Origin of the sequence: Photobacterium gaetbulicola, from assembly GCF_003025515.1 — a bacterium.
In the GTDB taxonomy this organism is placed as follows: domain Bacteria; phylum Pseudomonadota; class Gammaproteobacteria; order Enterobacterales; family Vibrionaceae; genus Photobacterium; species Photobacterium gaetbulicola.
The window spans coordinates 268,847-295,043 of the sequence record NZ_PYME01000001.1 but is presented as its reverse complement, the minus strand read 5'-3'; the positions used below and the strand labels follow the sequence as shown (position 1 = coordinate 295,043).

The 26,197-nt window shown below is 46.9% G+C and carries 21 protein-coding genes; 9 read left to right on the top strand and 12 right to left on the bottom strand.

The window, feature by feature from the left end; translation table 11 throughout:
* The first annotated feature begins 99 nt into the window (after nucleotides 1–99).
* Together pdsR and pdsS are read left to right on the top strand one after the other, a co-directional pair.
* On the top strand, nucleotides 100–786 hold the full coding sequence (gene pdsR, locus C9J03_RS01190; RefSeq protein ID WP_044621013.1) for a proteobacterial dedicated sortase system response regulator: 687 nt from the start codon (nucleotides 100–102) through the stop codon (nucleotides 784–786).
* Nucleotides 786–3,017, top strand: a complete 2,232-nt coding sequence (gene pdsS / locus C9J03_RS01185; protein WP_082060466.1) for a proteobacterial dedicated sortase system histidine kinase — start codon at nucleotides 786–788, stop codon at nucleotides 3,015–3,017. Before pdsR ends, pdsS begins: the two co-directional genes overlap by 1 nt.
* Before the next feature lie 495 nt (nucleotides 3,018–3,512).
* Here the strand turns inward: pdsS and C9J03_RS01180 are convergent, their stop codons facing one another.
* From C9J03_RS01180 to C9J03_RS01170, 3 genes are all read right to left on the bottom strand, one after another.
* On the bottom strand, nucleotides 3,513–3,764 hold the full coding sequence (locus tag C9J03_RS01180; protein ID WP_044621012.1) for a hypothetical protein: 252 nt from the start codon (nucleotides 3,762–3,764) through the stop codon (nucleotides 3,513–3,515).
* Nucleotides 3,765–3,981: 217 nt separating this feature from the next.
* Nucleotides 3,982–5,100, bottom strand: coding sequence for a glycine cleavage system aminomethyltransferase GcvT (gene gcvT / locus C9J03_RS01175; protein ID WP_044621011.1), 1,119 nt, complete (start codon nucleotides 5,098–5,100; stop codon nucleotides 3,982–3,984).
* Between the two features lie 355 nt (nucleotides 5,101–5,455).
* A complete protein-coding gene (locus C9J03_RS01170; protein WP_044621010.1) occupies nucleotides 5,456–6,091 on the bottom strand; it encodes a helix-turn-helix domain-containing protein in 636 nt (211 codons plus the stop codon).
* A gap of 570 nt (nucleotides 6,092–6,661) precedes the next feature.
* On the opposite strand from C9J03_RS01170, the gene C9J03_RS01165 reads away from it, so the two are divergent.
* The 3 genes from C9J03_RS01165 to gcvP all read left to right on the top strand — a co-directional run bounded on the left by C9J03_RS01165 (nucleotide 6,662) and on the right by gcvP (nucleotide 11,434).
* A complete protein-coding gene (locus tag C9J03_RS01165) occupies nucleotides 6,662–7,957 on the top strand; it encodes a serine hydroxymethyltransferase (RefSeq protein WP_044621009.1) in 1,296 nt (431 codons plus the stop codon).
* A gap of 89 nt (nucleotides 7,958–8,046) precedes the next feature.
* Complete coding sequence (gene gcvH, locus C9J03_RS01160) at nucleotides 8,047–8,427, top strand: glycine cleavage system protein GcvH (RefSeq protein WP_039465916.1); 381 nt, start codon at nucleotides 8,047–8,049, stop codon at nucleotides 8,425–8,427.
* A gap of 127 nt (nucleotides 8,428–8,554) precedes the next feature.
* Nucleotides 8,555–11,434: an aminomethyl-transferring glycine dehydrogenase gene (gene gcvP / locus C9J03_RS01155; protein ID WP_044621008.1), complete on the top strand. Its 2,880-nt coding sequence runs from the start codon at nucleotides 8,555–8,557 to the stop codon at nucleotides 11,432–11,434.
* 152 nt (nucleotides 11,435–11,586) lie between these two features.
* Here gcvP and C9J03_RS01150 read toward each other — a convergent pair whose 3' ends face one another.
* Entirely contained in the window at nucleotides 11,587–12,495 is a 909-nt protein-coding gene (locus tag C9J03_RS01150) for a LysR family transcriptional regulator (RefSeq protein ID WP_044621007.1), read from the bottom strand.
* Between the two features lie 333 nt (nucleotides 12,496–12,828).
* Here C9J03_RS01150 and C9J03_RS01145 point away from each other — a divergent pair, with 333 nt between their 5' ends.
* Nucleotides 12,829–13,629 (top strand): Cof-type HAD-IIB family hydrolase, encoded by an 801-nt coding sequence (locus C9J03_RS01145; RefSeq protein WP_044621006.1) that lies wholly within the window; start codon nucleotides 12,829–12,831, stop codon nucleotides 13,627–13,629.
* 68 nt (nucleotides 13,630–13,697) lie between these two features.
* On the opposite strand, the gene C9J03_RS01140 is transcribed toward C9J03_RS01145, so the two are convergent.
* The 3 genes from C9J03_RS01140 to C9J03_RS01130 all read right to left on the bottom strand — a co-directional run bounded on the left by C9J03_RS01140 (nucleotide 13,698) and on the right by C9J03_RS01130 (nucleotide 18,556).
* Entirely contained in the window at nucleotides 13,698–14,231 is a 534-nt protein-coding gene (locus tag C9J03_RS01140) for a thioesterase family protein (RefSeq protein WP_039465925.1), read from the bottom strand.
* A gap of 180 nt (nucleotides 14,232–14,411) precedes the next feature.
* Entirely contained in the window at nucleotides 14,412–17,459 is a 3,048-nt protein-coding gene (locus tag C9J03_RS01135; RefSeq protein ID WP_044621005.1) for an efflux RND transporter permease subunit, read from the bottom strand.
* Entirely contained in the window at nucleotides 17,459–18,556 is a 1,098-nt protein-coding gene (locus tag C9J03_RS01130) for an efflux RND transporter periplasmic adaptor subunit (RefSeq protein ID WP_044621004.1), read from the bottom strand. Before C9J03_RS01130 ends, C9J03_RS01135 begins: the two co-directional genes overlap by 1 nt.
* Nucleotides 18,557–18,737: 181 nt before the next feature.
* On the opposite strand from C9J03_RS01130, the gene C9J03_RS01125 reads away from it, so the two are divergent.
* The gene (locus tag C9J03_RS01125) at nucleotides 18,738–19,334 is read left to right on the top strand and encodes a TetR/AcrR family transcriptional regulator (RefSeq protein ID WP_044621003.1); all 597 of its coding nucleotides are present in this window, start codon (nucleotides 18,738–18,740) and stop codon (nucleotides 19,332–19,334) included.
* A gap of 71 nt (nucleotides 19,335–19,405) precedes the next feature.
* On the opposite strand, the gene C9J03_RS01120 is transcribed toward C9J03_RS01125, so the two are convergent.
* Nucleotides 19,406–20,125: a class I SAM-dependent methyltransferase gene (locus tag C9J03_RS01120; protein ID WP_044621002.1), complete on the bottom strand. Its 720-nt coding sequence runs from the start codon at nucleotides 20,123–20,125 to the stop codon at nucleotides 19,406–19,408.
* 391 nt (nucleotides 20,126–20,516) lie between these two features.
* Here C9J03_RS01120 and C9J03_RS01115 point away from each other — a divergent pair, with 391 nt between their 5' ends.
* Nucleotides 20,517–21,548, top strand: a complete 1,032-nt coding sequence (locus tag C9J03_RS01115; RefSeq protein ID WP_044621001.1) for a lactonase family protein — start codon at nucleotides 20,517–20,519, stop codon at nucleotides 21,546–21,548.
* 68 nt (nucleotides 21,549–21,616) lie between these two features.
* On the opposite strand, the gene C9J03_RS01110 is transcribed toward C9J03_RS01115, so the two are convergent.
* Complete coding sequence (locus C9J03_RS01110; protein ID WP_044621886.1) at nucleotides 21,617–22,264, bottom strand: HAD family hydrolase; 648 nt, start codon at nucleotides 22,262–22,264, stop codon at nucleotides 21,617–21,619.
* A 318-nt stretch (nucleotides 22,265–22,582) separates the two neighbouring features.
* Between C9J03_RS01110 and trmY the strand changes: the two genes are divergently transcribed.
* Nucleotides 22,583–23,179 carry a tRNA (pseudouridine(54)-N(1))-methyltransferase TrmY gene (trmY, locus tag C9J03_RS01105; RefSeq protein ID WP_044621000.1) on the top strand — a complete coding sequence of 199 codons (597 nt, stop codon included), beginning with the start codon at nucleotides 22,583–22,585 and terminating at the stop codon, nucleotides 23,177–23,179.
* A gap of 90 nt (nucleotides 23,180–23,269) precedes the next feature.
* Here the strand turns inward: trmY and C9J03_RS01100 are convergent, their stop codons facing one another.
* The 3 genes from C9J03_RS01100 to C9J03_RS01090 all read right to left on the bottom strand — a co-directional run bounded on the left by C9J03_RS01100 (nucleotide 23,270) and on the right by C9J03_RS01090 (nucleotide 26,084).
* Nucleotides 23,270–23,749, bottom strand: coding sequence for a peptide-methionine (S)-S-oxide reductase (locus C9J03_RS01100; protein ID WP_044620999.1), 480 nt, complete (start codon nucleotides 23,747–23,749; stop codon nucleotides 23,270–23,272).
* A 55-nt stretch (nucleotides 23,750–23,804) separates the two neighbouring features.
* Entirely contained in the window at nucleotides 23,805–25,046 is a 1,242-nt protein-coding gene (locus tag C9J03_RS01095; RefSeq protein ID WP_044620998.1) for a DEAD/DEAH box helicase, read from the bottom strand.
* Nucleotides 25,047–25,154: 108 nt separating this feature from the next.
* Nucleotides 25,155–26,084, bottom strand: coding sequence for a putative 2-dehydropantoate 2-reductase (locus C9J03_RS01090; protein WP_052829608.1), 930 nt, complete (start codon nucleotides 26,082–26,084; stop codon nucleotides 25,155–25,157).
* Between the last annotated feature and the right edge of the window lie 113 nt (nucleotides 26,085–26,197).

The following is a 26,197-nucleotide window of genomic DNA, read 5'->3' as shown; positions in this document are numbered from 1 at the left end:
ATCCCTCTTTCAAGCCTTTTCTATCAGCTAGATTGTTGTATAGTCACAGCATAAACACTGTTCACAATTTTCTACCGCTGGCGGTACAGGAAAAGAGTCATGAAAAAAATTGCCATTGTTGAAGATGAAAAAGCTATCCGTGAAAACTACATCGATGTTCTGAAAAAACACGGCTATGATGTGAAAGGCTATGACAATCGCCCTGATGCGCAAGCAGCATTTGAAAATGCACTACCAGATCTGGCCATCATCGATATTGGCTTGCAAAATGAAATTGATGGCGGGTTTACCTTATGCCAGTCGCTTCGAGCTCTATCACCGACTTTACCTATTATCTTTCTCACTGCACGCGACAGCGACTTCGATACGGTATGTGGTCTTCGCATGGGCGCAGATGACTACCTGACCAAAGATATCAGCCTGCCACATTTGATTGCCCGTATTGCCGCATTATTTCGCCGCAGCGATCTGATGCAGCAACCAACCGAAAAAGTTGAACTGATCCAGCATGGGGATCTTTCCATCGACAAAAACAAAATGCAGGTGTACTGGCAGCAAAACCTCGTAGAGTTGACCGTGACCGAGTTCTGGATGGTCTACGCCCTGGCCAAACGCCCGGGGCATGTGAAAAGCCGACATGACTTGATGAACGAAGCACAAGTTGTGGTCGATGACAGTACCATCACCTCACATATCAAGCGTATCCGTAAAAAATTCATGCAGTTCGATAATCAATTTGACTGCATCAATACAGTCTACGGCATGGGCTACCGCTGGGGGGCCTGATGATAACTAAGTTTATAGCAGAAAAGTTCAAATCCAATCTATCACGGCTCAGGCCCGCCATTGGCCTGCGTTCAAAAATCACCCTTATCGCCTGTATGCTGCTGACCCTACCTTGGATTGGCTATAACTATATCCTGGAGATGGAAAAGCTGCTCCGCCAAGGCCAGGAGCAGACATTGATTGGGACCTCAAGGGCGGTCGCAACGGCTCTCAATGAGCGCCCTAACCTATTCAGTGATCAGGCCAGTTTTTTACAGTCGGTACAGAAAGGCCGAGATCTGTACGCCTACGAACTCAGTTCGCCCATCAAACTTGATGGTCAAACCAATGACTGGGCTGATTACACCGAGCAAATGGTGCACTACGGCCGTGATTATGTCCAATTCAGCCGCTGGCCGTATCAACATAACGGTATCCAGTTCAACCATATGGTCGGCAAATATGATGGGTATCTCTACGCCATATTCGAAGTGAATGACGATAAACCCGTTATGCGCCGCAAGGGGTCTTCAAGAGTCGATCGCAATGATCATCTCATCATTGCACTGACCGCACCTAACGGCGAATTCCATCGCTACGTCGTTTCAGTTTACGAAGACGGTTGGTTCAACGCCTGGCAGATCAACGGCGATATTGCCGACCCGGCTGACCTCGTCCTGGAAAGTCAAATCCAGGGCTACTGGCGTACTACCGATAACGGCTACAACATTGAATTACGCCTTCCTCTCTCCATGCTTGGCAGCAAGCTCGGCTTTGCTTTTTATGACGTCAATAACACAGGTAACCGTGAGATTGAGACCATCATAGGGACCTCGAATACTAACCAAATTATCAAACTCGGCACAGTGCTTATCCCCTCACCAGAGATCGAAAATATTCTAAAGGGTATGGGACATACTAGTACACGGATTTGGGTTATAGACAGGCACCAGCGTGTCTTAGCGCAAAGTGGCGATATTCAAGAGTCTAACGGTGTATGGTCTTCGTCGGTCAAATATGGCAACAAAAATAGCTCCTGGTGGACAGTACTAGAAGAAAAATGGCTTCACCCACTTTACTACCGCTACCTCATCAACGAACCCACAGAGTTCAGCGATTCACTCAAAGATGCGGCTAAGGTGGAGGGGGTGCATATCTCCCAAGCACTACAAGGACGAGGCTATTCACACTGGCGCCAATCCAGTGACGGAAAGGCAATGATATTGGCTGCGGCCTACCCTATTTGGTTAGGCGACAACGTAATGGGTGCCGTCGTAGCGGAAGAATCGACAATTGGCATTCAAACTCTGCGTAACCGTGCTCTGGAGGAATTACTCAACGCGCTTTTCGCGATCATACTGGTCGGCACTCTGACATTATTCCTTTTTGCCTCGAATATTTCTCGCCGGATCAGAAAACTGCGCAATGAGGCTGAGCATGCCATCGATACCCAAGGAAAAATTCAACACACCATAGCAGCCTCAACGAACAGCGATGAGATTGGAGATCTGAGCCGGAGCTTGGCAGGTATGGTTAGCCGATTGGGCCAATATAACCACTATCTGGAGAATCTCTCCTCTCGCTTATCTCACGAGTTACGCACGCCGGTGGCCGTGGTTCGCTCATCGATAGAAAACCTATCGATGCAGGAGCAAGACGAGGATTCAAAACGGTACATTGAAAGAGCTCAAGAGGGAGTGCAAAGACTCAATACGATATTGTCCAGCATGACCGAGGCCACGCGTATCGAGCAAAGTTTACAAGGGGCAGAAAAAGAGCTCTTCCCTCTCAACGAACTGGTCGAAGGATGCATGCAGGGCTATCAAATGGCCTATGCCAACCAAATATTCCGCGTCGATAGATGCAGTGAACCGGTGATGATTAATGGCGCACCTGATTACTTGGCACAATTATTAGACAAGCTGATTTCGAACGCCGTCGATTTTAGCCGGGATGACCATCCGATAGAAGTGACGTTGTCACAGATTGATTCTCAGGCTTTCTTGACCGTCAGCAACCATGGGCCACTACTACCAGAGAATATGAACGACCAACTGCTTAACTCTATGGTATCCGTTCGAACCCAAAGCCAGCAAAACAAACCTCACCTAGGACTTGGATTGTTCATTGCCCGCCTGATCACAGACTACCATCAAGGGAAAATTTTGCTTAGAAACCGTACAGATAAACAGGGGGTTGAAGTCTGCGTCACCCTACCAGTTGCAACGCTTGAAGGAATATCTAAGAACTAGGCCATAACTGCAGCGGTAAACAAACCTATCGCTGCGGCTATTGCTACGATCGCTAAAACGATCTCAAATAACATTTCTCGCATATTTAATTGCTCACGAACAAACAATGGTAACTTAGTCAAATATTGCCGCATAACCATATAACTCTTTGGATTTAATGAAAGCAAAAAATCTCATAACAAGGCAGAGAATAAAGTGGCTTTCATTAATTGTTTAATTTACCTTATTGATAGTACGCCAATCGGCTAAATATAAGCTGAACAGTTAATTGACAAGCCTTGGATTAACCCTGCAGATATAGCAGCATCCAAAGCATATAAACCATTGTTTTAATACATCAAAAAATATCACCTTCTTTTCCAGCTAGCCAAATTCGAACAAAAAACAGTAAATTTTAAATAAATCACACAACCAGACAGCTTACATTCAGCAAGCAATAAAAAGACAGATTTGAAAGAGGCTCTTTAAACATATAAATATTAACTGTTAACAAAGTTAGTCAACTTGTTCATTTTGCTCACTCAAGCTTTCACTATTATTCTTTTCATCCAGCCATATTTCATTTGTTAGCTCGTTAGTATGAGCAAAAATTTCCTGCTCTTTTTGTTCAATCGCCTTATATTGGTTTTCACATACCGAGCGGGCGATCTTGTCTTCACCATAAGATAAAGTACAACGCTCCATATACTCATCAAACCCCATCAATAGAGGCTCTGCAGTGAGGCTAATTGGCACCGAAATCGCCATGCTTGCAATTGCGACATATATCGAGACACGGAGTCTGGGTAAGCAATACTTCTGCATATCAACCTCATCGTTAGTGGCAATGCCTTATCTAAAGCAAAGTTGATTTATCAGTAATTTTCCAACCAGAGTTTGAGACAAAAAAAGGAGCCTTAATGGCTCCTTTTAAAATGGTCAAAATAAACTCTAACTATCAATGTATTGCTGATAAAAGAAATGATTAACCGCGATAGTAGTTTTGAGGAACAAACGGCATTTTTTCCACTGTCATCGGCAGTTTCTTGCCACGAACTTCAGCAAAAATCTCAGTGCCAATTACAGCTAGATCCGTTTGTACATAGCCCATTGCGACAGGCGCACCTTTGGTAGGACCAAACGTTCCTGAAGTGACAAGACCGACTTCTTTACCCTCAGCGTCAAACAGTTTACTTCCTTCACGCACAGGAGCCTTCGACTGGCCAACCAAGCCGATACGCTTACGGGCAACATCTTTCGTTTTAATTTGCTCAAGAATAATATCCGCACCCGGGAAACCGCCAGCACGTTCACCATCAGCACGGCGCGGCTTGCTAATACCCCAAAGCAAGCTGCCTTCTACTGGCGTAGTTGTCGTATCGATATCGTGACCATATAGACATAAGCCGCACTCGAGGCGAAGCGAATCACGAGCCCCAAGGCCAATCCACTCAACTTCTTCTTGACCTAGCAGTTCGCGAGCTAGCTCTTCAGCTTTATCCGCAGGGACCGAGATTTCATAACCATCTTCACCGGTATAACCTGAACGGCTGACTAGGCACTCACCCCCCAGCAATTCAACTCTCGCCGCATCCATGAAAATCATGTCACTGACAGCAGGGTTCAAACGCGCCAATACCTGTGCAGCCTTTGGACCTTGCAGAGCCAATAATGCTCGGTCTTCAATGATTTCCAGCGTAACATCTTGGGGAAGGTGCGCCTGGATATGGGCGATATCTTGGGCTTTACATGCAGCATTCACCACGACGAACAGGTGATCGCCAAGATTGGTCACCATCAGATCATCAAGGATCCCACCCTGTTCGTTGGTGAAGAACGCATAACGCTGCTTACCTTCAGGCAAGTCGATAATATCAACAGGAACCAGTGACTCTAGGACTTTTGCCGCATTTGCACCATGAAGGCGAAGCTGCCCCATGTGTGATACATCGAAGAGACCAGCCGACTCACGGCAATGGATATGTTCCTTACGTACACCCAACGCATACTGCACTGGCATATCGTAACCAGCAAAAGGAACCATCTTGGCGCCCATTTCGATGTGTAGTGCGTGTAGTGGTGTTACCAGTAATTCTTGTGACATACGATTTTACTCCATACACCGCGAGCAAAGCGGCGATACTCCATATCAGCTGTTACAACCATGTTATACATAGTTTCTTATAGTAAACAAAGTTTCCCGCCATTCAAACCGTGCTACATCACACATTTGAATCACAAGTAAAGATTTGTTGAATTAACACTTTTATCAAGAAAGGAAGCTATTACAGCAAGTCCCCGGCTCGTAACCCTGCGCACCAATTGTTAAAACCACCCATAACTTTAACAAGCTTGACCTGAGCCTGTGTCTATAGTTATAGGCAAATGCCGGAGATGGCTTGCCTGTACTTTTCGATCTAAACAATATCAGGCATTCTTACGCAGCGTTACCGCGTCACTTAAGATGCAGTAACCCAAAGAATCAATGCATCATCTTCACTGACAGAAGTCAGCATATGTCCCATATTGGCATCGTAATAGACCGAATCCCCCTCACTCAGTGACACCGGCTCGTAAAACTCAGAGTAAAAAGTAATCTCACCCTCCAGGACCAGTAAGAACTCTTCGCCATCATGGCGGATCCAATCCGGGTAATCCTCAAAAGCCCGAGCCCGCACTCTTGATTTGAAAGGCATCATCTTTTTATTGGTTAACTGGGTAGCTAGAAGCTCATGCTCGTAGGTCGTCGTTGGGTGAGGTTTACCCTGCGCCTTACGTGTAATGTCACGACGTCCTGTCGCTTTAAGTTGTTTTGGCGGCGCGAAAAGCTGTGGAATATCAATCTCTAACCCACCGGCAAGCTTTTGCATTGCCTGAAACGTCGGTGAAATCTGCTCGTTTTCAATTTTCGACAATGTCGAGCGGGCCAACCCCGTACGCTTGCTGGCCTCTTCAAGAGTCAGGCCGTGCGCCATGCGAATTTCCTTGAGCCTTTTTCCTAATTTCATCGGCTCAATTTTGTCAGCCTTTTCAGACTCGAACTCTTTTACGACGGTCATTGATGGATACACATCGACCTGCTGTTCGTCACTCATTACTTCCCTCCCTGGTAACGACATTCAATTCATTCTGGCATACCGCCGGAGAAACATAAAAGCCTGCCGGTAAAAAAAATATGACCCATGCATCATATTTGAAATTTAGTTTCCAAAAGGAAACAGGTTGATTTTCAAGCGCCAGTTTTGTCTGGATTGACAAAAAAAAGTTCGACCAGCCTGCAATTCAGTATGCTTTGTAAAGGTATTGTAGAACGTCACAACCCCATACAGCACAAGGGGTGATATACAATTTTAACTTTTTGCACACACCATCGACCACCCAATTCTTTAGAAAAAAGTTAACAGCATATTAGAAATTTAGTTTGCAAAAAGCAAACGTTTGCGTAAGATTGTGGCTATTAAAGTACATGTTGTTCCACTATTGGAAATTTTCGTTTAATCGGCTATCTATAGTAAAGCATGTTATGCAGTTGTTAGGCGGAGACGTTGCTCAACACGTCTTTCTGATAACCCCACAATGCGTAACAGAGACACCCCATAACAACGATATACGCTTTGGCTCGGAATAAGGACTGACCTTAGAGCGCGATTAGAGGATAACGTGAAATGAAAGCTTCGTACCAAAACCACGATTTAGAAGTGTTCTTCTCAACCAACCTTGCTCAGATTGATGGTGCTGTTAATGCCGGTATTGCGGCAGAGCTTACACGCCAGAACCAGCAAATTGAGTTGATCGCATCAGAGAACATCGTATCTAAAGCCGTAATGCAAGCCCAAGGTAGCTGCCTGACAAACAAGTATGCCGAAGGTTATGCTGGACGCCGTTACTATGGTGGTTGTGAACATGTCGACGAAGTAGAGCGCATCGCTATTGCCCGTGCCAAGCAACTGTTCCAATGTGAGTACGTCAATGTCCAGCCACATTCCGGAGCCCAGGCTAATGGGGCGGTAATGTTGGCACTACTTCAGCCGGGCGACACTATCTTGGGTATGTCTCTGGATGCTGGCGGCCACCTAACACACGGTGCGCGCCCTGCTCTTTCTGGTAAATGGTTCAACGCCGTTCAGTATGGGGTAGACAAAGACACCTGCGAAATCGATTACGAGCAGGTGCGCCAGCTCGCTATCGAAAGTCAGCCGAAAATGATCATTGCCGGTGGTTCGGCTATTCCTCGCCAGATTGATTTTGCTAAGTTCCGCGCCATCGCCGATGAAGTAGGTGCCTACCTGATGGTGGATATGGCCCACATTGCCGGTCTTATCGCCGTCGGCGAACACCCTAGCCCAATTCCTCATGCCCACGTTATTACTACCACCACGCACAAAACGCTACGTGGCCCACGTGGCGGCATGATTTTGACCAACCACGAAGACATCAATAAGAAGATTAACTCAGCGGTTTTCCCAGGTCTTCAGGGGGGGCCGCTAATGCATGTTATCGCGGGTAAAGCGGTCGCTCTGGGCGAAGCACTAGAGCCTGAATTTAAGTTATATATCAAGAATGTGATCAGCAACGCGAAAGTCTTGGCAGAAGTCCTGCAAGCTCGCGGTTGCGACATTGTGACAAACGGTACCGACACCCACCTGATGCTGGTCGACTTGCGTCCGAAAGGCCTTAAAGGCAACCAGGTGGAAGAAGCCCTTGAGCGTGCCGGTATCACCTGCAACAAAAACGGGATCCCGTTCGACCCTGAAAAACCAATGGTGACGTCAGGTATTCGTTTGGGAACACCAGCTGGTACCAGCCGCGGTTTCGGTGCCGAAGAATTTAAACAAATTGGTCAGTGGATTGGCGATGTACTTGATGGTTTGGCTGCAAACCCTGAAGACAACAGCGCCATTGAGCAGCAGGTTAAGCAGCAGGTACAGAAGCTGTGCAGCCGCTTCCCTCTTTACCAATAAGTAACCCTTTTTATGACAGAGTGGCCGGATAAGCCCGGTCACGGTAACAACTAATAAAATCTGCGGAAAGATTGCGCAAGGAGTTTTAAATGGAAAATACACTGAAGTTCGCCGAAAGCCACGAGTGGGTACGAGACAATGGTGACGGTACTATCACTATGGGTATCTCAAACCATGCTCAGGGCCTACTTGGTGATGTTGTATTTGTTGACCTTCCAGAAGTTGGCGATTCAACCGAAGCTGGTGAGTCTTTCTCTCTTGTCGAGTCAGTCAAGGCCGCATCTGATATCTATGCACCTGTGACCGGCGAAATCGTTGAAATCAACGAAGAGCTAGAAGACAGCCCAGAGCTAGTCAACGAAGAACCGTATGAAGGTGGCTGGATTGCTAAAATCAAAGTTCAGGACGTAGAGGAACTCTCTAACCTGATCGACGGTGAAAAATACCTAGCATCCATCGACGAAGACTAATTGAGCCGGGCTTTCGGGCCTCTGCGCCCGAGAGCCATCTTCGACAAGTAATCGCACAGCGACTCGATGACCATAAGCTATTGCAGTATGCTCAATGCAATAGGTAGTAACTGTTCAGGAAAGAACCATGACCGACATGACTCTTCTAAATGCACTAAGTGACGATAAGGAATTTGCAGGTCGTCACAATGGCCCGGATTCGGCACAACAAAAAATCATGCTGGAAACCATCGGCGTATCAAGCGTCGATCAGCTAATCGATGAAACGGTTCCGGCAGCAATACGTCTCCCAGAGCCAATGCAGCTCGACCTGCCTCAAAGCGAAGCGGACATGCTGGCCTCTCTCAAGGCAATCGCCAGCAAAAACATTATCAACCGCAGCTTTATCGGTCAGGGTTACTACAACACCTACACACCTAACGTTATTCTTCGCAACGTACTGGAAAATCCAGGTTGGTATACTGCTTACACCCCATACCAGCCTGAAATTTCTCAAGGCCGCTTAGAGTCTCTGCTTAACTACCAGCAGATGATCATGGATCTGACCGGTATGGAGCTGGCTAACGCTTCCCTACTCGACGAAGCAACAGCTGCTGCAGAGGCAATGACCCTGTGTCAGCGTGCCAGCAAGAACAAAAGCAAGGCGTTCTTTGTCTCTAACGACTTGCACCCACAAACCGTGGATGTTGTCCTCACTCGTGCCGGTTACATCGGTATTGAAATTATCCGCGGTGATATCCAAGATCTTGACCAGCACGATGTATTCGGTGCTTTGGTGCAATACCCAGGGACAACCGGTAACGTACAAGATCTGACCGCTATTATTGATGCGGCCCACGCCAAGAAGACCTTGGTAGCCGTTGCTTCAGACCTACTGGCGCTCACCCTGCTTAAAGCTCCGGGTGAAATGGGCGCTGATGTCGTGATTGGTTCAGCACAGCGCTTCGGTGTTCCGATGGGCTTTGGTGGCCCGCACGCTGGTTTCATGGCAACCAAAGACAAGCACAAGCGCACTATGCCGGGCCGTGTTATTGGTGTCTCTAAAGATGCCCGTGACAACCAGGCGCTGCGTATGGCAATGCAAACCCGTGAGCAGCACATCCGCCGTGAGAAAGCGACGTCGAACATTTGTACCGCTCAGGCACTGCTCGCCAACATGGCAGCGTTCTACGCGCTTTACCATGGCCCCGAAGGTCTACGCAAGATCGGCCGTCGCGTACATCACCTTACCGCGATTCTTGCTGCCGGCCTGCGCAATTCTGGTATTGAGCTGGCCAATGACAGCTTCTTCGATACCCTGACGCTGAACACTGGCAAGAAAACGACTGAGTTCTACAACAAGGCACTGGATGCCGGCATCAACCTGCGCAAATATGATGCCCAGCTAGGTATCAGCATCGACGAAACAACTAAGGTTGCCGATATCGAAGAGCTTTTGGCGCTATTTAGCGGCGAAAGCCTGAAAGCGTCGATGTTCACGGCAGATATCGCCAGCGACGAGTTTGCCGCGATTCCTGAGAGCTGCCGACGTACCAGCCAATACCTAACTCACCCGGTGTTTAACCAGTACCACAGTGAAACGCTGATGATGCGTTACATGAAGAAGCTGGAAAATAAAGACTACTCACTGACTCACGGTATGATCCCGCTGGGCAGCTGCACCATGAAACTAAATGCTGCCGCAGAGATGATCCCGGTAACCTGGCCTGAGTTTGGTGCCCTGCACCCATTCGCGCCAGCAGAGCAAGCCAAAGGTTACGCCGAGCTAGCCGACAACCTGTCCAAAATGCTGTGTGAAATCACCGGCTACGATGCTTTCTCGCTACAGCCAAACTCAGGCGCGCAGGGTGAATACGCCGGCCTCATCGCTATCCAGCGCTACCATGAGGCCAACGGCGATGCACACCGTAATGTGTGTTTGATCCCAAGCTCTGCCCACGGTACCAACCCGGCATCTGCGGCGATGGTTTCGATGAAAGTTGTGGTAGTCGGCTGTGATGATCAGGGCAACATCGATGTTGAAGATCTTAAAGCGAAGATCGAAAAACACCGTGACAACCTGTCTTGCATCATGATCACCTACCCGTCTACGCACGGTGTATATGAAGAAGCGGTACAGGAAGTGTGTGAGCTAGTCCATGAAGCTGGCGGTCAGGTTTACCTTGACGGCGCGAACATGAACGCCCAGGTTGGCCTAACCAGCCCTGGCTTCATCGGCTCTGACGTTTCTCACCTCAACCTGCACAAGACCTTCTGTATTCCACACGGTGGCGGCGGTCCGGGCATGGGTCCTATTGGTGTGAAATCTCACCTTGCTCCGTTCCTACCGGGCCATGTTGAGAACACTGAAGCGGAACAGCCACAATACGCAGTTTCTGCTGCGGATCTGGGTTCTGCGTCTATTCTGCCAATCTCTTACGCCTATATCGCGATGATGGGTGAAGCGGGTCTAACTGAAGCGACTAAACTGGCTATCCTGAATGCGAACTACGTAATGGAGCGTCTACGTCCACACTATCCGGTTCTATACCGTGGTACTCATGGTCGTATTGCACACGAATGTATTATCGACATCCGCCCAATCAAAGAAGCGTCTGGTATCTCGGAAGAAGATGTTGCCAAGCGTCTAATGGACTACGGTTTCCACGCGCCAACCATGTCGTTCCCAGTTGCGGGCACGCTGATGATTGAGCCTACGGAATCGGAAGACATTGCCGAGCTAGACCGCTTCTGTGACGCCATGATTGCTATCCGTCATGAAATCGCCCGTGTCCAAGATGGCGAGTGGGATCTGAAAGACAACCCACTGGTGAACGCACCGCACACTCAAGCCGATATCATGGACACTGAGTGGAACCGCAGCTACAACCGCGAACTAGCCTGCTTCCCATCGGCCCAGACTAAAGACGCGAAATACTGGCCGACAGTAAACCGCGTTGATAACGTGTTCGGTGACCGAAACCTCGTATGTTCTTGCCCAGGCATTGAGAACTACATTGAAGACTGAGGTTGTTGAAGACTAAGGTTGTCAAAACCCATTAGAGATGAGGCGAACCGTTTGGTTCGCCTTTTTTGTCGCAATTATGAGCATATACCTTCTTCAATAACGCTCATAACAACTTCCGCTCCCATAGCCCTCTTAACTTAAGAGGCCTCTTTTTAATCGCCGATGTTCGCTTGCGAGGCCGTTAGGATTTTATTTTTTATCCACTGATGCATAGGATGCATTCGCATGTTATGCGACTCCACCAAGACGATTTTCTTTATCTCTTCCGGGGTTTGCTCGGGGAAAGAAAGATAATCAAATTCACCATGCAGGTAATGGGCTAACTGCTTCGAGCAAGGCAGGATTAGTTCACTTTGCTTGATTACATCGAGCAGTGTATGAAGATACGAGCTCCTCGCTTGTATCTTAAGTTCGCCTGCCGACAAATGCTTTTCAATAAATGGCTGAGTATCATTCCAGCCAGGCACAACCAAACTGGCATACTGCCCCTTTTTTACTTCTTCTTGTGACAAGACCTTTCCTGCCATTGGATGCCCTATTCTGACCAGACCAACAAAGTCATCGTCACCAATAACCTGATGGGTAAACTGCTTGTTAGTAACAACCGGTGAATAGTTGATCGCTGCCTGTATTTCACCATTAAGCAATTTTTGAAGTGTTTGAGAGCCCCAATTTACAATATTAACTTGTGCGTTCGGTGCATCCTGAACAAGAGCAAGACATAACCGAGCACCCAGCCAATTTGAGATGAATCCATTGATGGCAATGGTTATCTTGCCCTTGTACTCTAGGGGCTCAAAATTAGGCGTATCTAAAATAACGGCGTCTAAGCTTTCCATAATCATCGGCAGCTGCTCGCCTAACTCTAGTGCACGCGGCGTCGGTTTCAGTCCGGTATGTACGCGGGTAAAGAGCTCATCATCAAAGTAGTTTCTTAAACGGCGCAATGCTTTGCTCACCGCCGGTTGGCTCAATGACAGCGCATCCCCTGCCATACGGGTATTTTGGGTTTTTAGTAGAACAAGAAAAACGCGTAGTAAATTAAGATCCAATTGTTTCATAGTCAACCAACGATCTTCATAGAAATAATATTATACCCGGTCAGAAAGAACTCTCCATCCACCTTTGTATCTAGAATGGGATTAGACCTGCCAAGTATACTAAACACTCATGTCTAGTAGAGTAAATTCAACACCAAAGCTTCAATCATCCTACTCTATAAATAAACGTCTAGGTGAACATCTTGAGCGGCCATGCATATATGTCGTGGATAACCCCTTACAGCAACAGACAGGATCAATATCTTGGGATTAAGAAGAAAATACTTGCAGAGATAAATGACTCATGTAGTTTGTCATACTTAATTTATCTCGATTGCCAACAATACACCCACTATGCCAACTAAAGACATCAAATTTATTGCCGTCGATATGGACGGGACACTACTCGATGAGAATAGCCAACTACCCGAAGATTTCTATTCGGTTTACCAGCAGTTAGAGCAACGAGATATTATCTTTGCAGCAGCATCGGGTCGTCAGTATTACAGCTTGATGGAGACGTTCGCGCCAGTTAGCGATGATATGATGTTTATTGCCGAAAATGGCACCATGGTGATGCATCAGGGTAAAGAGCTATACCGCTGTGAGATTGACAAGCCTTCTATTGCGGCGATTATCAAGCAGGCGAGAGCAATTGATGGTACACATATTGTCTTGTGCGGAACTCAGTCAGCCTACATTGAAACTCAAGACCCAATAGCGCTCAACGAATTTGCCAAGTACTACCAGCGCTGTCAGTATGTCAACGACCTCTTGGCTGTCGACGATGACTTCATTAAAGTCGCCATTTGTCATTTCGACGGCACCGAAGAGCATGTATTTCCAAGTTTTGACCGCGAATTTGGCCAGAGCCATCAAGTCGTCGTGAGTGCCAGGATCTGGCTCGATGTAATGAATGCCAATGCCTCCAAGGGAGCGGCGATTGAACACTTGCAGAGCACGCTTGGCTTTAGTTATGAGCAGACCATGAGCTTTGGTGACTACCTCAATGATTTAGAAATGCTCAAAGCGAGCTACCACTCTTATGCCATGGACAATGCCCACACTAAAGTGAAACAAGTCGCGCGCTTTTCAGCACCAAGCCATCGCGATGCGGGTGTAATGACCGTCATCAAACGTGAGTTACTCGATTAAGCTTGATTTAGTTGCCGGAGAGCCCTACTGGGCTCTTCGCTGTTTATCTCTCTACGACTAAAATCCGATTACTGACCAATAGGTGGCCACGGCCGGTGCTGCTCAGAATCAATCCACTCGGTTACCCATTGTGGCAATATGGGTGTATTCACCGGCTCGTGCATCGCTTCCAGCAATTCGTGCGGTGAAATCAACCCCTTCTTAGACGTCACTCCAGCCCGAACTAACACCGACGAGCACGGCTTGCCGTCTACCCACATCGACTGCTCGACATACAGCCATTTATCATCCCAACCGACACACTGTGAGTACATTTTTACCTTGTGAAACATATGTATGCGTTTTCTGTAGCGCACCGAGCTGCCTGCAACCACCAACGCCCACCGTTTTTTCGCCAAGACTTTCATCAACCCGCAGCGAATCCCTAATTCAGTTCGCCCCAAATCATACAGGGTAAGAACTCGCCCATTGTTCATTTCATTAAAAATATCGAGATCCCATGGACGGCAAGAGAATGAAATTTCACTTTTGTCGGTAATGTGAACCGGAGAGTTGCGCTTGGCTTGCCACATCACTTTTGCTAGACGCATAAACGGATACATAATCAGCTCTTCCTTTAACTGTTAGCTCTGTTATAAACCACTGACATATTAGATAATAATTGCAACAGCAGGTACCACTATAGAGCAAAAAATCTAAATCCCACGAATTATTATGACCAAACTGTCGATATCACCCATGTTTCACTGTAAAAAAGGCGAATCACATGATTCGCCTTTTTATCAACTCTCGATTTTCACCCTAAAAAACAAGGCATAAAATAGCGGAATAACCACTAAGGTAAGGACAGTGGCAAACAACAGGCCAAACATAATGGTCACCGCCATGCTCTTGAAGAACGGGTCGATCAGCAATGGCGCAACCCCCAAGATTGTAGTCAGCGCGCCAAGCAAAACCGGTCTGGCTCGACTGGTGGCCGCGTCTATGATCGCAAAGTATGGCGTTTTGCCATGTGCGATTTCCATATCCGCCTGATCTACCAATACAATCGCGTTTTTTACCATCATGCCAATCAGGCTGAGGAAACCCAATATTGCCATAAACTCAAACGGCGTTTGAAAAGCAATCAGTCCCACAGTCACTCCGATGACGGCTAATGGCGCAGTGAGCCAAATCACCAAAGGCTGGCGGATAGCATTGAACATAAAGATCACCGACAGAATCATTGCGGCAAACCCATAAGGTGCAGATATAACCAGCCCTTCATTGGCATCCTTCGATGCTTTATATTCGCCATACCAAATCAGCTCGTAACCCGGCGGTAAATCAATCGCTTCAATTTGGCCTCGAACACTATTGAACGCATCCGCAGTCAATACACCTGGAGCGGGATCAGCCTGTACCAAAATCGTGGGCATACGATTGATACGGCGCAAGATGGCGTCTTGCCATACCACATTTACCGAGTCAACCAACTGACTGACTGGAATAAAACCACCAGCCGCTGAACTAAACACCTCGGTGTTTTCAACTGCACGTTGATGGCCACGTTCATTTTCCGGCGAGCGCACCACAATTGGAATGAGGTTATCCCCTTCGCGATAGACACCTACATTACGCCCAGATAACGTTTGAGCAATAGCCTGATTAATCTCCTGGGTGGTCAAGCCAAAACGTTGGGCTTTTTCCGGCGAATAGACCGGACTCAACACAGGCACCTGTTGACGCCAGTCATCTTGTATCGCGATAAGGTTAGTATCCGCGTACATGATGTCCTTGGCCTGCTCGGCAAGTTGGCGCAATACATGGCTGTCTGGACCTTTGAAACCAGCTTCGATTTTTTTGCCACCACCTCGGCCCAGCATGAACTTCCACACTTTAATCGAGGCATCCGGGTACTTAGCCGACAGCTCATCCTGCAACTCAACCAACAGGGGCGCAATCTTTTTATAGTCATCAATGTCAATCAGCAACTGCCCGTAACTGCTATTCCGTGCTTCCGGGGCGTAAGTCAGCATAAAACGAAGGCCGCCACCGCCGATGAAACTCGTAATATTCGTCACCCCTTCCTTGGCTTTCACGTCTGATTCGATTTTCGCAACAAGCTTCTCAGTACGATGAATATCGGAGCCCTGAGGAAGATACACATCCACGACAAACTGCGGCCGTTGTGATTCAGGCATAAAACCGGGCGGAACATATCGCAAGCTGTAAACCGCCATCGCCAACAAAGCAACAAGCATGAGTACTGTCGCGAGACGATGCTGCAAAACCCAAACCAGCACCGCTTTGTACATAGCCATCAGCGGGCTAACGTTAGCCTGCCCCTTAACGGCTTTGACTTTCAAGAAGTCGTAGCAAAGCATCGGGGTGACAGTAACAGCAAACACCCAGCTCAAAAACATGGAATAAAGGATGACCCAAAACAGCGAGCCTGCATATTCGCCCATATCGGAAGGGGAAAGGCCGATGGCACTGAAAGCAAAAATACCCACTGCGGTTCCCCCCAGCAATGGCCATTTTGTTGCATCCACAACTTCTGCCACTATGGTTTCTTTGTCTTGTTCAGGCTCTTGCTGCAACCGAACCAAGATACCATCGGTCACCACAATGGCATTGTCCACCAGCATACCCAAAGCAATGATCAACGCCCCCAGGGAGATGCGCTGCATTGCGATGTCTTCGATAAACATAATGCACAGCGTACCGGCAACAGTGAGCAATAGCACAAAGCCAATGATCAAGCCTGATCGCACCCCCATAAACAGCAACAGAACCACGAAAACAATCACAACCGCAGCAATTAAGTTATCAATGAAGTTTGCAACTGAATCCCTTACCGAATCAGACTGCATTGAGATGATGTGGAGCTCCATCCCCAAGGGGCGTTGGCCTTCAAGTTCAGCCAAGCGTGCCTTTACGGCATCCCCCATATCAACGACGTTGCCGCCGGTGACGTTTGAGATACCAAAACCCACCGCCCGTTGACCGTTGTAACGCATCAACATGCTGGCCGGCTCTTGGTAGCCACGGGTAACGCTGGCAATATCACCAAGGCGCATTACGGTATTGTGCTGGCCAACACCAATCTGCAAGTTACGCAAATCATCAAAAGAGCGGATATTGGAAACAGGTACGACCGGAATACGCATGTCTTGTGTCTCGATAGCGCCAGCAACCGTCACTAAGTTTTGCTTTTGCAACACTTGGAACACTTGCTCTGCCGACACGCCAAAGGATGCCAGCCGCTCTCTCGAGATCTCAACGAAAATCGTTTGCTGACGTTCCGCCAATGTTGCTGTTTTGGCTACACCCGGAACCAGCACCATTTCACGACGTAAACCATCCACATAATCTTGGAGTTGCTTGTCACTAAAGCCATCTCCCGTAACCGCAAAAAACAATGCGTATACATCAGCAAAGTCGTCATTAACAATCGAAGGCCCTGCGCCAGGTGGTAACAACCGCTGTGCATCAGCGACCTTACGACGTAATTTGTCCCAAACTTGCTGTAACTCAGCGCCGGTTTTGGCGAACTCAAGCTTTATTTCGACCGTCACTTCAGACATACCCTGCTTGGAAACTGACTTCACTTCCTTCAGCTCCTGCAAAGACTGAACCGCCCCTTCAATAACATCTGTCACTTCGTCGGCGACTTCTTGTGCCGTCGCACCAGAATAAGCAGTATTGATGACAGCTTGACGAATAATAAATTCAGGGTCTTCAAAGCGGCCTAGCTTCAGGTAGCTGATATAGCCACCCAGCAGTATCAGGCCAATAAGAACCCAAACACTGGTACGCTTGGCCAGCGTGTAACGAGCAATATCCATTATTTGGCCTCAATGCTATCGTCAACCATCGGGCGGACTTTCATGCCATCATGTAAGCTAGAAACACCGGCGATAACCACTTGTTCACCTGTTTTCAGGTTATTGATGATCTCCACTCGGTCGCGACTTAATGTCCCCACTTCAACGTAGCGTTTACTCACGGTATTATCTGCTGCCACGACCCATACGTACTGCTTGCCTTGGTTGTCTGGTACAACAGCAACTAAAGGTACGGTGATGGTGAAGTTTTGACTTACCGCACCGGTTTCTACTGGAAGCACTTTCACCGCCATCCCAGGCAACACCCGATAACCTTGGATATCCTTGAACCCCAACACAACAGGATAGGTTTGGCTGACAGGATCGGCTTGGGTTGCAAATGTTTTCAATGACAGATCAAATAGATGGTTCGGAATGGCATTGATTTCAGCTTTTGCCTCCGTGCCACTGACACTCGATAGCATCACGCTATCTGGTATGTGAATCACGACTTCCAAATCATCTATATCATGTAAGGTAAACACAGGGTTATTAGCTTGCATCTGGACGAAATTATCAACGTACCTGCGACCGATAATGCCATCGAACGGGGCTTCTATCCGGGTGTAATCCAATTGGCGTTGTGCTTCATCACGTCTGTTTTTAGCTAAGTTATAGCGAGTTGTAACCTCATCTAATTGGCTTTTTGATATCGCTTTACTCTTGTCATAGATCGCTTTTGCACGCAAGTATTCTGCTTCTGTGTTATTTAGCTCTAGCTTTGCTGAAGCCAATGCCGTAATGGCATCCCGTGAATCTAGCCGAGCTAGAACCTGTCCCTTCTTAACTCTCTCGCCCTCGCCTACCAGTAGCTCAGTCAACCGTCCACCCACACGAAAAGCCAATTCCGCACGCTCAGCAGCCCGAACAACGCCATTAAAGCTAAGGCTATCACTACGAGACACTGACACGACTTCAGTAAGTGCTGGCCGCACAACAGGCGCCACAACGCTTGGCTCAGTCTCTTGACCACAGCCAAATAACGATAAACCTGTGATGGCCAGGCCTACAGCCATCGCCAATGTCTTCAACGAGCACCCGGCAGATACTTTGTGCATGTTTTTCAAAACATTCTCCAATAGGGAAAGGAAAGAAGAAATCAGCCCCTGTCTGGGGCGTTCAAAGTCTGTACAACGAATTCGGCGAATTTTAGTTCAGCCTTAGCCAAAAGTAAACTCATGAGTTTACCTTGCAACTAAACGTTGCTAAAATCAATGAAAACCATCACGGATTGAAGAGATGTCGCGCTCAGAACAAAAAAGGTTGGCCATCATTACAGCCGCCAAGCAAGAGTTTATCGCTAACGGCTTTTTGGCTGCCAATATGAACAATATTTGCACCGCAGCAGAAGTGTCGAAGCGAACCCTTTACCGCCACTTTGAAAGTAAAGAGTTACTTTTTGAAGCGGTCCTGACTGAAATAAGAGAAAAGTCAGTCGTTGAAGAACACTATCAGTTTGATGAAAATAAATCGCTAGATGAACAACTGCGCTTGATTACACAACATGAATTGAAAAATATTTACCAGGTATATGGAATTGAACTATCGCGAACTATCCTAATGGAGTTTTTCCGTCAGCCTGAACTTGCAAAATCCATTACCCAGCGCCTTTATCATACGCACGCAGTGAGTCAATGGTTCGAGCAAGCACTCGCAGCGAAAAAGTTATTCGCCCAAGATGTCCAAACCATCACCAGTATTTATATCAGCCTACTACAAGGTCAGCTGTTTTGGCCTCAAGTCCTTGATCTAATGCCTTTACCCGAAGGCGATGAACTTGAGCATAAAATAGATATGATTGTTACGACGATTGTCCGCACCTTTTCGGAGCCTTAACCAGCACCTGCAACTAAAAATAAGGCCGAGATACTTATCTCGGCCTTTTGCCCAAGCATTATTGCTATTGATTAAGCAAGCTTATGACATTTAATGAAAATAAAGTTTGGGTTTTTCGATAAATACTCGTAACGACCGGCATCCATTTCTTTCACCTTTTCAGACACTTCTCCTTCCGTAAGCTGGGTAATTACCAAACCATTCTGGGTTAAAGCGTTTGTGATTTCAGTCAGCGATCGACGATAAAAGCTTACTTGAACTGGCTTGCCAACGGTATTCCACTCTTCTTGCACCAATTCTCGCTCGAAGTAATTTCCACTTTGCGTACATTCAAAATCCGCAAACGGATGGTGAGTTGAAAAGACAAAATAACCACCAGCCCTCAATACACGATGAACATCGCTGAAAAGTGGATTAAGATCTTCCAGATAATGTACCATCAATGGTGAAATCACCAAATCGACACTCGCATCCTTTTCCTTCGGTAGCCCTTTTGAAAGGTCTTGCGCATAAGCCACCACCTTACTGCTCAACCCCGCTTCTTTTACCTTGCTAGCCACCAACTGAACCATCTCTTCAGCGTAATCAATACAGGTAACTGATTTAGCACCTTGCTTAAGCAAGTACTCGGCATATACACCGGACCCACAACCAAGATCGAGAACATCAAGATCATTCAGTGCTGGCAGCATTGCTTGAAGCGTTGGTCGCTCTAGGTGAGCATTGTAGATGTTGTCTTGAATAACTTCGTCATATTGGCTAGCGAACGTTGAGTACATCTTTGATTTCATAATACCTTCTCTGCTTTAAAGAATGCCGCGGTAAGGGGAAACATCTTTTACAGGATCAATCGGCTAACAGCAAGGAGGTCATTGTGACCATCATCATCTTGATAAAGTTCGATGCATAATTAGAAGGCCATGCATATTCATATTTAACATCATAAGCAAGATCATATTCACCGTTGTTATTGGTGATTCATTTATTGTGCTCTAGACAACAATATCGGTGAATACTGCTAATAACAAATACGGGTTATCAATTGCAAGCTACACATTTCAATTACAGACAAACTAGTCAACTGCCTCACAATTCAAGTTATTGCCCCCTTGAAATTATTGCCGACCTCAAGGCCAAAAGGCATGGTATATAAAGGTTTCTTTAATAATATCAAGGCTATTTATGACAACTGACAATCATCTGCACTTTTATGTTGGGAGCTATACTGATAAACCAAGCACCAGTAATGGTATAGCACATATCACATTAGACCCTAATACCGGAAGGCTATTTCGACAGGAAGATTTAGCATCTCTGCGTAACCCTACCTATCTCGCCGTTTCAGAACATGGTATCTATAGTTTTAGTGAAATACCGCAACAAGAAGGTGCCGCGCTCTACTTCAATTCAAGTATGGGTAATATCTACCTACCTATTGCAGGAGATTACCCTTGTCACATTGATGTAAAAGCTCCTCACCTCGCCGTTGCGAATTATGGTTCAGGCAATGTGTCAGTCTACCAACTTGATGAGGCTGGTAGACCGATACAATTAATTACAGAACTTTTTGAGCAAGGCCACGGCTCTCATACCGAACGCCAACAATCACCCCACGCGCATCAAGTCACATTTTTACAACAGTCAAACCATTTGGTTTTTGTCGATCTTGGAACAGACAGAGTCCATTTTTATCACTATGAAAACAGCGAAGAACCACAAAGTTTTACCCATAAGCAGAGTGTCATCATGCCCGCTGGCTCTGGGCCCCGCCACCTTGTTTTTAACAAGAGTGAAACACGCGCATACGTAGTATGTGAGCTATCCGAAACCCTCATAGTACTGACCCAAAATAATGGCCTTTGGGATATTTCTTATGAATGTGAATTATTGACTGATAAGGCAAATGGTGAAGCAGCCTCCGCAATTCGCCTTTCGCCTGATGAAAAGTTTATTTATGTATCTTGCAGGTCTCAAAACCTGATCAGTATTTTTAACGTCTCAGGTGACACTCCTTCAAGGCTCAATGCATTTGATTGTTTAGGGGATCATCCTAGAGACTTTATTCTATCTTCTGACGGGACTTGGTTAATCGTAACCAATTTATTCTCTGACAACATAGTTAGTTTTAGGCGTAACAGAATAACAGGAGAAGTCGAACCAACTGGACACCAATACAATATTGATGCACCAATCTGTATCGTTGAAGCGTTTTGATAAAGAGCTAACAACAATACCTGCAAGCTATAAACTAAAAAGCCTCTGTTAAAAGAGGCTTTTTAGGATTATGCCGTTTTCAGCTGGGCAAGTACGTCATGAAGTGAAGGTAAAATTGCATGACCAAACTGGCGAACTTCATTACAAGGCTGTACCAAGTCAGGGATCTGGTAGGTCATCATTTTAGCGGCAACTGCAGCCCTGACACCGTTGTTTGAATCTTCGAACGCCAGGCAGTACTGTGGTTCAACATTTAATCGGCTTGCTGCCAACTGGTAGATCTCAGGATGAGGCTTGCCATTGGCAACCTCACAACCCGTGGTCAGGTTATCAAAATACTTGTCGATACCCGCCAGCTCTATTTTTTTCTTAGCCACATCTTTGGCTGTTGAAGTAGCAATCGCGATAGGCGTTCCCTGTTCTTTAAGCCACTCCAATAGCTCTACCACGCCCTCTTTAACTGGAATGGCTTGGTGCTTAACCACGCCGTTGTAGCGAGTACGCCATTCCTCATGCAGGCGGTCTAAATCATCGCCATAGGCTTTGCGGAAAATCACCTCGATTCCCGCCGCATTACGGCCGATGATAGAGAGGTAGACATCTTCATGGAATGGAAGATTTTGCACTTCGCATGCTTCTTTAAAGATACGCATACATACGCGTTCCGTATCGAGAAGCAAACCATCCATATCGAAAATAGCAGCTTGATAGTTCATCACATTCCAGGTTTCTTGGTGGAGACGGTGCATTTTGACATATACACACCTCTTTTTCCCTAAAAATAACGTAATAAAACTGAAGTGCGGTGGACCATCCTCTGTTCCAGTCTGCTGGTGTTCAGAGCGAAAGGATTAGCGTCTCGAGTCAAGCGGCCTTTTTATCATCAGTTACAACCCATCTCGTTGCTCACAAGCATTATTTCAGTTACATCTCACAGTAAAGGTGCGATAATCTTTCTCCTCTGATTGCCGAGAGTTCTCGACTGATTATCAGAACACTGATTCAAAAGTATTTTTTCTGTAGGACATTCTTCAATGCGCGCCTTTGTATTACGAGCCCGATCCGCTCCTACCGACAGCCAGCAACTACTGGCTTCAGTTGGCCAAGAAGCTCACACCGAAATTTTGGCCCACACTCTGATGAATTCGATCTTTGTGGCGCAGTCGCACCGTGAAGACGTGATCGTTCACCTGGTACTGGAGAGTACCCAGGACTACTCCCGTACGGTAACTTTTGTAGCGAATGAAATGACCAATATCGGAGGTTTTCATGAGCAGGCACTATTGAAAAAAGTTGCCAAAGCGCTCGATGCATCAGTCGGAATGACCAAAGAGCAAGAGCGTCAGGTCGAACCGGGCATTACTGTTCGCACACTAAGCTTCGAAAAGCTGGTGAAAGAGCTTGCTGAAGATTATCAGCTTTACATGATGGACAAGAAAGGCACATCAATCCGCGAACAAGCATTCAGCGGCAACTCCTGTTTCTTGCTTACTGACCACATTCCGATGCCGAAGAAGACATTTAAAAGCTTGGAACGCCTCGGCACCCAAAAACTCAGCCTCGGGCCAAAAATGATCTTTGCTTCTCAATGTGTGGTGCTAATCCATAACGAATTAGATCTTTGCGAGTAATCGCGATAAGCGATAAGCCCGAGTCAACCAGGTTAACTCGGGCTTTTATTTAAAATCAGTCGCTCAACAACTTAAAACCATCAATCACCCTCAGTTTGGTTTCTTATATTTGTGCAGTAAGCCCAACGGAAGGTGGCAATAGTCATTTGGAAAGCGTGACAACCGGTCCTGGTGTTCTTCATCGCTTTTGACGTAGTTGGTCAGAGGCATCACTTCAACCACAATGCGCGGTTTATCTTTGCGAGAGTCGATATACTCCCGAGCCTGGGCGAGATGCAACGAGTCGCTACTGTATACACCAGTACGATATTTAAGACCGACATCTTCCCCTTGTTTGTTGAGGCTGTATGGGTCAATGATCTCAAAAAAATACGCCATCAGCTGCTTCACTGTCACGGCCTCGGCATCAAACTGCACCAATACGCACTCCGCGTACCCATCGTATTCACCTTGGGTGGTATCGGTTGTTCCATTAGCCCGCCCGGCCTCTGTGGCAATAACTCCTGGTAGGTGCTTCATAAACTCCTGAACGCCCCATAGGCAACCGCCGGCAAAATAAATTTGTTCCATTCCTGTCTCCTGAAATACCCTGATGACTATTTAACCACTCATCTATACTTGGGTACTAGCTATGGTTTCTCTTGGGCTTAAACTGCTTAATGCTGCGTTTCGCCTGACTGCGACGGTTGGCTTTTTTATCTCGCGGAGCCCTTTTTCGCTCGCCACCAACTGTCGAATCGGCCGGTTTATCTGTCACCAGAAACCCTTCCAGCCCAGTCGTTTCCATCGGTCGACCGGTGAGTTTGCGAATTGCATTTAAGGCAACGGTTTCACCATGGCATACCAGTGATATGGCCAGGCCATTCATACCCGCACGAGCTGTCCTGCCAACGCGGTGCACATAGACTGGCGCATTGTCAGGAAGATCGGCGTTGATCACTACAGGCAACGCATCAACATGAATACCGCGAGAAAGCAGATCAGTGGTGATTAGCACTCGGGTTTGCTGCGCCTTAAAATTGGCCAAGATTTGCTCACGCTCCGACTGCTCTTTATCACCATGCAAGGCAGCAACGTCAATACCCTTTTTATTCAACCTTTTAGCTAAACTGTCAGCCGCACTCTTCTCGCTGACAAAAACCAAAACTTGCGGCCAGTCATTTTGTTGCAGCAAAGCAATCAGTGCTTGTGGTTTGCTGCCCTTGTTGACCAAGTAAAGCTGCTCATGGATTTCTTCAACCACACTATTCTGCTTGCTGGCAGCCACTCGGTCTGGGTTATCCATTAGTCCCATCGCCGCCTGATCCAGTGTTTCGGGCAAGGTGGCGGAAAACAATAATGTCTGTCTCGCAGCCGGGGCAAAAGAGATTATTTTTTGTACGTCCGGCCAAAAGCCCATTTCCAGCAGCCGATCGGCTTCATCGAATGCCAATATCTGCAAAGATTTTAGCGACACATAGCCTTTATTAAGAAAATCAAGTAATCGTCCGGGTGTAGCAACGACAATCTGAGCGCCCAGCTCCAGCTCAGCCTTTTGGGCCTCTGGAGCAACTCCGCCACATAACATAGCCACCCGAATACCAAGCTGACTGGCAACGTCGAGCAATGACGCCGTCACCTGTGAAGCCAGCTCACGAGTCGGAACCAGCACTAGGCTTTGAAGAGTACTTTGCCCTGCATCAACCTTGTGCAGCATCGGTAAACCAAAGGCGTAGGTTTTGCCACTTCCCGTGTGTGCTAACGCCAGCACATCTTTGCCTTTAATTACGGCAGGAATAGCTAAACGCTGTATATCGGTCGGTGTCGTCAATTGGTCTGGCAGAGCGCTCAACACCATCTTGTTTAATTGCAATGATGCAAAAGTCATGGGCATTAACTGTTACGGTAGAAAAAGTGGATTCGCAGTCTACCAGTCCGAATCAATATCCCCAAGTAACTAGAACTATGAATCGGGTAGCAACAGTAGAATAGAACACTATTTGGTGATTTGTCGATTGAGGAAACAGAGCTGCTGGTATAATGCTTCCGTTTTTGGCATTTCAACCCCCTGTTGCCGAGCAATATCCAAAACATTGCTGTACATATACTGTAATTCCATTTCACGGCCGTTACGCCGATCAAGCAGCATACTGGTCAAATATGGCTTCATCTTGGCTGTATTATTGAGCATGGTTTCAATCAGACTTGGATCAATCGACGATCCTGTCGCTTTTGCGACAAGGCCCACTTCCAACATTATCGCTTTGGCCAGGGCGACCGTTTCACGGCAAGCCATGATCTGAGCCGTATCGGCATCCAGCACAGCTGACAAGCCATTAAAGGGCACATTCCACAATAATTTTTTCCATCGAGCATCGAGGATACTGTGTTCTATGTCTACCTCTACACCACAGTGCTTAAAATCATCAGCAACGCTGGTCAAGGCTGATATTCCAGACTCCCCATATACCCCCAAAGTCAACCGACCATAATCAATATGGTGGATGTGCCCAGGTCCAACTTTGTTGGAACAAATAAAACACAACCCTCCGGCAGTATATTCCAGTTCAAGTTGGTTACTGAGTGCCTGCTCTGCGCCAATACCATTTTGCAGCAAGAGAACAAGCGTATCTGATTTGAGCAAAGGACGGATTAAAGCCTCAAGTAAATCATTCTGGGTCGTCTTCAGAGCGACTAAGACAACATCAGCTTTGGGCATCTCGTTGGTCACGTTGTAAGCATTTATCCTATCAGCAGCAATGGAAAAATCGCCGAAATGGGAATCGACCTTCAAACCTTGTTGGCGAACTTGCTGATAATCACTGTTTAGCAAAAAATGAACATCAAAGCCCCCGTGGTGTAATCTAGCGCCATAATAACCACCGATAGCTCCTGTGCCGATGACTGCATACGTTTTGCTTTCCATTACTGTTAGGCTCCTGCATATTCCATGATGTAAATCTAATGCTTTAATGTACCGGATTTTTTCTATGCAGCAAGTGCATATACCCACGTTACTTCAAGGTGCAGGATTCAGAG